Origin of the sequence: Nocardia cerradoensis NBRC 101014, assembly GCF_000308535.1 — a bacterium.
In the GTDB taxonomy this organism is placed as follows: domain Bacteria; phylum Actinomycetota; class Actinomycetes; order Mycobacteriales; family Mycobacteriaceae; genus Nocardia; species Nocardia cerradoensis.
Window position 1 is genome coordinate 48,146 of sequence record NZ_BAFW01000257.1, and the last position, 8,643, is coordinate 56,788.

Consider the following 8,643-nt stretch of genomic DNA (forward strand, 5'->3'; position numbering starts at 1 on the left):
GTATTCGGCGTGCAGGTCTGCCTAAAGGCTATCTCAGCTGCGTATCGATGGTGGCGCCACGTACTCTCGAACCATGCGTGTTCTGGTCGTCGACAATTACGACAGCTTCGTATTCAACCTGGTCCAATATCTGGGCCAGCTGGGTGCGGAGGCGACCGTCTGGCGCAACGACGACTCCCGGCTGCAGGACACCGACGCCGTGGCCGCCGATTTCGACGGCCTGTTGATCAGCCCCGGCCCGGGCACCCCGGACCGCGCCGGTGCGAGTATCGAACTGGTCCGCGCCTGCGCCCGGACCCGGACTCCGCTGCTCGGCGTGTGCCTGGGACATCAGGCGATCGGCGCGGCGTTCGGAGCGACCGTGACCCGCGCTCCCGAGCTGCTGCACGGCAAGACGAGTTCGGTTTTCCACATCGGTGCCGGAGTGCTGGCCGGGCTGCCCGACCCGTTCACCGCCACCCGCTATCACTCGCTGACCGTGCTCGAGGACACCTTGCCCGGCGATATCGAGGTGATCGGACGCACCGAGAGCGGCATCGTGATGGCCGTGCGGCACCGCGACCTGCCCATCCACGGTGTGCAGTTCCATCCCGAATCGGTGCTCACTCAGGGCGGGCACCGGATGCTGGCGAACTGGCTCGAGGTGTGCGGCGAGCGTCCGGCCGAGGGCCTGGTCGAGACGCTCGAATCCGAGGTCGCCGCGCTGGTCTGACCCGGTTGCTGCGCTGGGCAAGCGAAAGCCTCACCGTGACAAGGAGTGTGCGCATGCATGAGCTCGGCGCGGTCGTCGTGGCCCGGCGGCGCTGATGGCCCGGCCGTACGTCGTGCTCTCGGTGGCTACCAGCATCGACGGATATATCGACGATGCCGGTCCGCAACGATTGCTGCTGTCCAACGCGGAGGATTTCGATCGCGTCGACCAGGTGCGTGCCGAATCCGACGCGATTCTCATCGGAGCCGAGACTCTGCGACGCGACGATCCCCGGTTGTCGCTGAGCAGTGAGCGACGACGCGAGGCGCGGATCGCGGCGGGAAAACCCGAATTCCCGGTGCGCGTCGTCGTCACCGCGAGCGGTGAACTCGACCCCGGGCAGCGGTTGTGGAACCAGGGTGGCCGGCGGCTGGTCTATACGACCACGGCCGGGCGGGAGCGGCTCGGCGATCGGCTGGCCGGCCGAGCCGAGGTCGTCTCCCTCGGCAGTTCCGTCGACTTCTCCGCGCTGCTCGACGATCTGGGCGAGCGCGGGATCGCCCGCCTGATGGTCGAGGGCGGAGGCCGCATCCACACCGCCTTCCTGGCGGCGGATCTGGCCGACGAACTGCTGATGGCGGTCGCCCCGGTACTGGTCGGTGACAGCGCGGCCCCGAAATTTTTGCATCCGGCCGACTTTCCCGGCGGTTCTCGGCGCAGAATGGCTTTGGTGGATATCACTCGCCTCGGGGATATCGCAGTCCTGCGGTATCTGCCGCGGCCGGCACCGTCCGATGGGAGTTCGGCGATGATGAAAGACGCACTGTGACAACCGAATCCGATGCGTGGGAGTCGGTCGAGTCGGCCAGCCGTGTTCCCGGCCGGCCCGGGGCGCACCGGTTCTGGATGCATCACGCGATCGGCTTGGCCCGCCTGTGCCCGCCGAGTGCCACCGCCTTTTCGGTCGGTGCGGTGATCGTCGGCCCGGACGGCGTCGAACTCGCGCACGGCTACTCCCGCGAAACCGAGCCGAAGGTGCACGCCGAGGAATCGGCACTGAACAAACTCGGCGCCGATCCCCGGCTCGCGCAGGCCACCCTCTACAGCACGCTCGAACCCTGTTCCACCCGCGCCTCGGTCGGGCGCGCCCCGTGTGCCGACCGCATCCTGGCCGCCGGAATTCCGCGCGTCGTCATCGCGTGGCGTGAACCGCGCACCTTCGTGGAGAACTGTGTCGGCGTGGAGAACCTGCGTGATCACGGCGTCGAGGTGATCGGACTTCCCGACCTGGCCGACGAGGCCATGTCGATGAATCGCCACCTCGCGCTGTGATCACCGGCCAGCGTCAGGGCGGGCCCAGTACTCCCGTGACGATCGTGATGGTCGCGTTGCGTGCCACCGACGAACCCGGCCGCGGCTGCTGATCGATCACCCGGCCGACATTGCTCGCGTCGAACGTGCCCTGGGTGCTCTGGCTGATCTGGCCCACACCACCGGTCCAGCCCACCGAGCGCAATTTGTCCACGGCCTGCGACGGGGTGAGACCGGTCAGCGACGGCATGGTGATCTGATCGCTGGACACCTGCACGGTGATGGTCGATCCCTTGTCGGCCATCGAACCGCCGGCCGGATCGGTGGACAGCACCTCACCGGCGGGCCGTGACGAGCTGACCTTCTGGATCACGACCTTGAATCCCGCGCTGTCGGCCAGATTCGGTTCCGCCACATCGATCGACTGGCCCACCACATCGGGCACGCGAACCTGGTCCGGGCCCTTGCCGAGGGTGATCGTCACCTTCGAACCGGCATCGATCTTGGTTCCGGCGGCGGGGGATTCGGCGATCACCTTGTCCTTGTCCTCCGGGCTGGAGGCGCCGCGCTGGATCTGTGGATCCAGGAGCAGCCCAGCCGCGTTCAAATTCTGCTCGGCCTGCTGCTGGGTGAGTTTCGTCAGCTGTGGCACCGGCACCTGCTGCGGACCGGTCGAAATCTGCAGGGTCACCGTGGACCCCTTGTCGACGCGCGCACCGCCCAGGGGCTGGGTCGCGACCACATTGCCGCTGGCGACCTTGCCGTCCGGTTTCGGCTGGACGGCGACATTGAACCCCAGTTTCTGGAGATCGTTGCGCGCCTGCTCCGCCGGCTGATTGGACAGATCGGGTATCGCGACCTGATCGGGTCTGCTGCCCGGACCGATCAACACCCAGAACAGCGCCACCAGCACCGCGACCACCGCCGCGGCACCGATACCGATCCACAGCTTGCGCCGCGAACCGTCGGATTCGGGTTCCGGCTCGTCGTCGCCGTCGTTGCGTTCGACCGTGCGGTAGCTGCGCGGTTCGGGCTCCATGCTGCCGAGGAAGGTGGTGCGGTCCTCCTCGGTCATCACCATCGGCGCCTGCGGCTTCTGGCCGCCCAGCACCCGGATCAGGTCGGCGCGCATCTCGGCCGCGGACTGATACCGGTTGGCCGGATTCTTGCTCATCGCCTTGAGGATGACCGAATCGAGCTCGCGCGGTACGCCCGGATGAACCAGCGACGGCAGCTTCGGATCCTCGCGGACATGCTGGTAGGCGACCGCGACCGGCGAATCACCGGTGAAAGGCGGCTGCCCCGTGAGGATTTCGTACAGCACACAGCCGACGGAGTACACGTCGGACCGGGCGTCGACCTGTTCGCCGCGCGCCTGTTCCGGTGACAGATACTGCGCGGTGCCGATCACCGCGGCGGTCTGGGTCATCGGATTCGAGCTGTCCGCGATGGCACGCGCGATACCGAAGTCCATCACCTTCACCGCACCCTGGCGGTTGATCATGATGTTGGCCGGCTTCATATCGCGATGCACGATGCCGTTCTTGTGGCTGAAATCCAGTGCGGCACAGACATCGGCGATGATCTCCATCGCCCGGCGCGGCGGCAGCGGACCCTTGCCGCGCACGATATCGCGCAGCGTCTCGCCGTCGACGTACTCCATCACGATGTAGGGCAGCGGGCCGCCGTCCACCTCGGCCTCGCCGGTGTCGTACACCGCGACGATCGCCGGATGGTTCAGCGCCGCCGCGTTCTGCGCCTCGCGCTTGAAGCGCAGATAGAACGTGGGGTCGCGGGCGAGATCCGCGCGCAGCACCTTGATCGCCACGTCGCGCCCCAGTCGCAGGTCACGAGCCTTGTGCACCTCCGACATACCACCGAATCCGATGATCTCGCCCAGTTCGTAGCGAGAAGACAGATTCTTCGGGGTCGTCATGGCAGTCCTTGTGAGGAGGTGTCAGGGTATCTACTGCTGTCGGCTTCGTGCGTACCGCCGGCCCCCGGTAGTGAATCGCCGGCCCCCGGCAATGGTAGGTCGAGCGAGGGGACGGACGGGCGTGTTGTGGGGCGCGTGGTGCGGGTCGGCCGCTCCCGGGTGGTGGTCGTCGGCGGGGCGGTGGTGGTGGTCGTGGTCGGCGGCGGTGTGGTCGTCGTGGGCTCGGGAGTCGTCGTCACCACCGGCGGCGGGGCCGGTTGGACGGTGGTCGTCGGCTCCTCGGTCGGGGTCCACACCGTGGTCGGCGGCGGAGGCGCGACCACGGACGTGGTCGACTTCACCGGTGCTACCTTCGAATCCGGGGCCTTACCGCTGAGCAGCACCCAGGCGGCCAGGCCGCCGAGGAGAACCGCGCCCGCGCCGAGTCCGGCCATCACCTTCTGACCGGTGGTGAACCCCTGCTTCTCGGCGTCGCCGGCGGGGCCGGGGCCGGGCATCATGGCCGTCGAACCAGCCGCCGCGCCCACCCGGGCCGGTTCGGCGGCCGAATAGCGGGCGGTCGCGCCGTCGTAGTCACCGCGCGGGATGACCGCGGTCGGGCCGGGCGGGAGGACGCGAGTGGCGCCGGTCTGCGGGACCGCGCCTCCGCGCGGCGGCGGTGGGCGGCGGCCGGCCCGGACCGCGGCCACGGCATCGGCGAATTCGCCGCCGCTGTGGTAGCGCCGCGTCGGATCCTTGGTCATCGTGATGTCGATCAGCTCGCGCACGTTCGGCGGCAGATCGGCCGGCATCGGCGGCGGCGCCTCGCGCACATGCTTCATCGCCACCGTCAGCGCACCGTCGCCGGTGAACGGCCGATGGCCCGACAGCGCCTCGTAGCCCACGACGCCGAGTGAGTACACGTCACTGGCCGAGGTGGCATCCTCGCCGGTGGCCTGCTCGGGAGCGATGTACTGGGCGGTGCCCATCACCATGCCGGTCTTGGTCACCGGGGAGGCGTCGACCGCCTTCGCGATGCCGAAGTCGGTGATCTTCACCTGTCCGGTGGGGGTGACCAGGATATTGCCGGGCTTCACGTCGCGGTGGACCACGCCCGCGGCATGGGCGACCTCGAGGGCGCGGCTGGTCTGCTCCAGCATGTCCAGACCCTGGCCGACCGAGAGCCGGCCGAGCCGGTTCAGCACCGCGTTGAGTGGTTCGCCCTGCACGAGCTCCATCACCAGATAGGCGGTTTCACCGCCCTGCGGGTCGTAGGTCTCGCCGTAGTCGTAGACCCCCGCGATGCCGGGGTGGTTGAGCTGCGCGGTGGTCTTGGCCTCGGTCTTGAACCGATGCCGGAACGTGGGATCCGCGGAGAATTCGGCCTTGAGGACCTTCACCGCGACCCGGCGGTCCAGGCGGGTGTCCAACGCCTCCCACACCTGGCCCATACCGCCCGTGGCGATCAGACGTTGCAGCCGATACCGATCGGCGATCAGGGCACCGTTGTTCAGCATGGCCGCCCCCGACGGTAGGTTCGCCGATCACGACGTTGTTGCATATCCACCTGGGGTCCTGGTCCTCGCTTACTCATCGTCCTCAACCCCCCTGCAATCCGGCGTCCAGCACGGCCCGGGCCACCGGCGCCGCCACCGATCCACCGGTCGCCGCCAGCGCGCGGTCGCCGCCGTTCTCCACGATGACCGCGATCGCGATCTTCGGATTCTGCGCCGGCGCGAACGCGATGTACCAGGCGTGCGGCGGGGTGTTACGCGGGTCGCTGCCGTGTTCGGCGGTGCCGGTCTTGGAAGCGATCTGGTACGGCCGCGGCTGGGTACCCCCGGCCGTGGCCTTCTCCGAATCGATCATCAGCCCGGTCAGCTGGCTGGCCACCGGGGCGCTGATCGCCTGCCCGACCGACACCGGTTTGGTGGTGGACAGATCGCGCAGGTCGGGACCCTGGGTCCGGTCGACCAGATGCGGCTCCATCCGCACACCGCCATTGGCTACGGTAGCCGCGATCACGGCATCGTCGAGGGGGGTGAGAGCTACGTCTCGCTGGCCGATGCTGGTCTGGGCCAGCGCCGCGTTGTCCGGAATCGGGCCGACCGTGCTGTCGGCCACCGGGATCGGGATGCCCGAATGCGGGCCGATGCCGAAGGCCGTGGCCTCGTCCTTGAGTTTGGCCGCGCCCACCTTCATGCCGATCTCGGCGAAGGCGGTGTTGCACGAGAGCCGGAACGCGTCGTGCATCGTCGCGGTCGCACCGCCGCCGCACGGAGTGCCGTTGTAGTTCTCCAGCGTGGTGTTCGTGCCGGGCAGGGTGATGTTCGGCGCCGCGGTGAAGGCGTCTTCCGGCTTGATCCCCATCGACAGCGCGGCCGCCGCGACGACGACCTTGAATGTCGAACCGGGCGGATACGTCTGCGACACCGCACGATTCAACATCGGCTGACTCGGGTCCGCGCTCAGCGATTCCCAGGCCTGGGTGGCGCGCGCGCCGTCGTGCGTGGACAGCTGGTTGGGGTCGTAACTCGGTGTCGACACCATGGTCAGGATGCGGCCGGTACTCGGTTCGATCGCCACCACCGAACCGGTGTAACCCTTGCTGGTGAGCTGGTCGTAGGCGACCTTCTGCATCATCGGATTGATGGTGGTCACCACGTTGCCGCCGCGCGGATCGCGGCCGGAGATCATGTCGATCAGGCGCCGCCCGAACAGGGCGCTGTCGGAGCCGTTGAGCACCGAATCCTCGGAACGCTCCAATCCCGTGCTGCCGTACTGCATCGAATAGAAGCCGGTCACCGGGGCGTAGGCGGAGGGATCGGTGGGATAGGTGCGCAGGTACTTGTAGCGGTCGTCGGTGGCCACCGAACTGGCGAGCACCGTGCCGCCGGCCGAGATCTGACCGCGCTGGCGGCTGTATTCGTCGAGCAGCACCCGGGAGTTGCGGGGATCGTTGCGCAGGCTGTCGGCCTTGATGACCTGGACGTAGGTCGCGTTCACCAGCAGCGCGACGATCATCACCATGACCGCCATCGCGACCCGGCGGAGCGGGGTGTTCATGCCGGCTCTCCCTTCTCGGGTCGGGGCGTCTCGGCGCGGATCATCTCGGTCTGTGCTTCGGCGATCGGTGCGGCTTCCCGGCGGCGAGCCGGCGCCGGCGCCCGAGCGGCGTCGGAGATCTTCACCAGCAACGCCAGCAGGGCGTAGTTCGCGAGCAGCGAGGAGCCGCCGTAGGACACGAAGGGGGTGGTGAGCCCGGTCAGGGGAATCAGTTTGGTGACGCCACCCACCACCACGAATACCTGAATGGCGATGGTGAACGCCAATCCGGCGGCGAGCAGCTTGCCGAAACTGTCGCGGACCGCCAGGGCCGTGCGCAGGCCGCGTACCACGAAAACGGCGAACAGCATCAGGACCACGGTGAGCCCGATCAGGCCCAGTTCCTCACCGATGGTGGCGATGATGAAGTCGGTCTTGGCGAACGGCACCTGCGAGGGCCGGCCGCTGCCGAGTCCGGTCCCGGCCAGGCCGCCGGTCGCGAGCCCGAACAGTGATTGCGAGATCTGGTAGCCGGTGCTGTTGTAGTCGTCGAACGGGTGCAACCACGTCGACACCCGCACCCGCACGTGGCCGAAGGCGTTGTAGGCGAGGAAGAATCCGAGCGCCAGCAGTCCGGCGCCGACGATCAGCCAGCCCACCCGCTCGGTCGCGATGTAGAGCATCGCCAGCACGGTGGCGAAGATCAGCAGCGAGGTGCCGAGGTCCTTTTCGAAGAACAACACGACCAGGCAGGCCGCCCACACCAGCAGAATCGGGCCGAGGTCGCGCGGGCGCGGCAACTCCATCCCCAGCACGTGGCGCCCGGCCGCGGTGAACAGATCCCGCTTGGCGACCAGTACCGACGCGAAGAAGATGATCAGCAGGATCTTCGCGAATTCACCCGGCTGCACACTGAAACCGGGCAACCGGATCCAGATCTTGGCGCCGTTGGTTTCGGAGAACCTCCCGGGCAGCAGCGCGGGGATCATCAGCGCCACCAGGCCGAGCAGCCCGAGCGTATAGCCGTAGCGGGCCAGGGTGCGGTAGTCGCGCAGCAGCACCAGCACCGCGATGAACAGGGTGATCCCCAGCGCTGTCCACAGCACCTGTTGATTGGCGTCGGGGGAGGGGATCGACCACGAGTTGTGGATCGCGGTCTGCTCGTCGGCGAGATCCAGGCGATGGATCAGCACCAGCCCGAGTCCGTTGAGCAGCGCGGCGATCGGTAACAGCAGCGGATCGGCGAACGGGGCGAAGCGCCGCACCGCGAGATGGGCGACACCGAACAGCGCCAGATAGGCGAAACCCAATTTGGCCAGATCCCAGGTGATTTCCTGATCCTGACTGGCCTCCACCAGCACCAGCGCAACCGTGGTGATGACCACCGCGAAACCCAGCAGCAACAGTTCGACGTTGCGGCGGGTCGACGGTGGCGGCGCGGGAGCGAACCCGCCCGGTGGACTGGGGAACGCTCCAGCGGACGGCGGTGCCGGTGCGGACATCAGTCCGCCTTCCTGCAGTTCTCCCCCGGAGTCTGAGGGGCCGGCGCCGCGGTGGTGGGTGCCGGCTGCTCGGAATGGGCGGGGGCATTGGTCGGGTTCGGCGCGGACGTACCCGGGGTGTTGGGCGCGGGGGACGGTGCCGGCGTGGCGGGAGCCGGGCTGCCCGGAGCCGCGGTGCT

General features: G+C 68.2%; 7 protein-coding genes and 1 pseudogene. 3 read left to right on the top strand and 5 right to left on the bottom strand.

The window, feature by feature from the left end; translation table 11 throughout:
- Positions 1–73 precede the first annotated feature (73 nt).
- From ON23_RS27880 to ON23_RS27890, 3 genes are all read left to right on the top strand, one after another.
- Complete coding sequence (locus ON23_RS27880; protein WP_039781838.1) at positions 74–712, top strand: aminodeoxychorismate/anthranilate synthase component II; 639 nt, start codon at positions 74–76, stop codon at positions 710–712.
- 121 nt (positions 713–833) lie between these two features.
- The gene (locus ON23_RS27885; RefSeq protein WP_245556147.1) at positions 834–1,520 is read left to right on the top strand and encodes a RibD family protein; all 687 of its coding nucleotides are present in this window, start codon (positions 834–836) and stop codon (positions 1,518–1,520) included.
- Positions 1,517–2,023 carry a deaminase gene (locus ON23_RS27890; RefSeq protein WP_245556149.1) on the top strand — a complete coding sequence of 169 codons (507 nt, stop codon included), beginning with the start codon at positions 1,517–1,519 and terminating at the stop codon, positions 2,021–2,023. Before ON23_RS27885 ends, ON23_RS27890 begins: the two co-directional genes overlap by 4 nt.
- Positions 2,024–2,036: 13 nt before the next feature.
- Here ON23_RS27890 and pknB read toward each other — a convergent pair whose 3' ends face one another.
- The 5 genes and pseudogenes from pknB to ON23_RS38930 all read right to left on the bottom strand — a co-directional run.
- Complete coding sequence (gene pknB / locus ON23_RS27895; RefSeq protein WP_039781841.1) at positions 2,037–3,938, bottom strand: Stk1 family PASTA domain-containing Ser/Thr kinase; 1,902 nt, start codon at positions 3,936–3,938, stop codon at positions 2,037–2,039.
- A complete protein-coding gene (locus ON23_RS27900) occupies positions 3,935–5,434 on the bottom strand; it encodes a protein kinase domain-containing protein (protein ID WP_039781842.1) in 1,500 nt (499 codons plus the stop codon). Before ON23_RS27900 ends, pknB begins: the two co-directional genes overlap by 4 nt.
- Before the next feature lie 82 nt (positions 5,435–5,516).
- Entirely contained in the window at positions 5,517–6,983 is a 1,467-nt protein-coding gene (locus ON23_RS27905; protein WP_036496932.1) for a peptidoglycan D,D-transpeptidase FtsI family protein, read from the bottom strand.
- Positions 6,980–8,464, bottom strand: coding sequence for an FtsW/RodA/SpoVE family cell cycle protein (locus tag ON23_RS27910; RefSeq protein WP_036496933.1), 1,485 nt, complete (start codon positions 8,462–8,464; stop codon positions 6,980–6,982). The genes ON23_RS27905 and ON23_RS27910 overlap by 4 nt, the downstream gene beginning before the upstream one ends.
- Positions 8,464–8,643, bottom strand: a pseudogene (locus tag ON23_RS38930) (serine/threonine protein phosphatase); the annotation flags it as partial. The gene ON23_RS27910 and the pseudogene ON23_RS38930, both read right to left, overlap by 1 nt.

What these genes read in the sequence shown, in the direction of transcription:
- ON23_RS27900 (WP_039781842.1), bottom strand. Translation starts at nt 5,434, where the DNA reads ATGCTGAACAACGGTGCCCTGATCGCCGATCGGTATCGGCTGCAACGT.
- ON23_RS27910 (WP_036496933.1), bottom strand. Translation starts at nt 8,464, where the DNA reads ATGTCCGCACCGGCACCGCCGTCCGCTGGAGCGTTCCCCAGTCCACCG.
- pknB (WP_039781841.1), bottom strand. Translation starts at nt 3,938, where the DNA reads ATGACGACCCCGAAGAATCTGTCTTCTCGCTACGAACTGGGCGAGATC.
- ON23_RS27905 (WP_036496932.1), bottom strand. Translation starts at nt 6,983, where the DNA reads ATGAACACCCCGCTCCGCCGGGTCGCGATGGCGGTCATGGTGATGATC.
- ON23_RS27880 (WP_039781838.1), top strand. Translation starts at nt 74, where the DNA reads ATGCGTGTTCTGGTCGTCGACAATTACGACAGCTTCGTATTCAACCTG.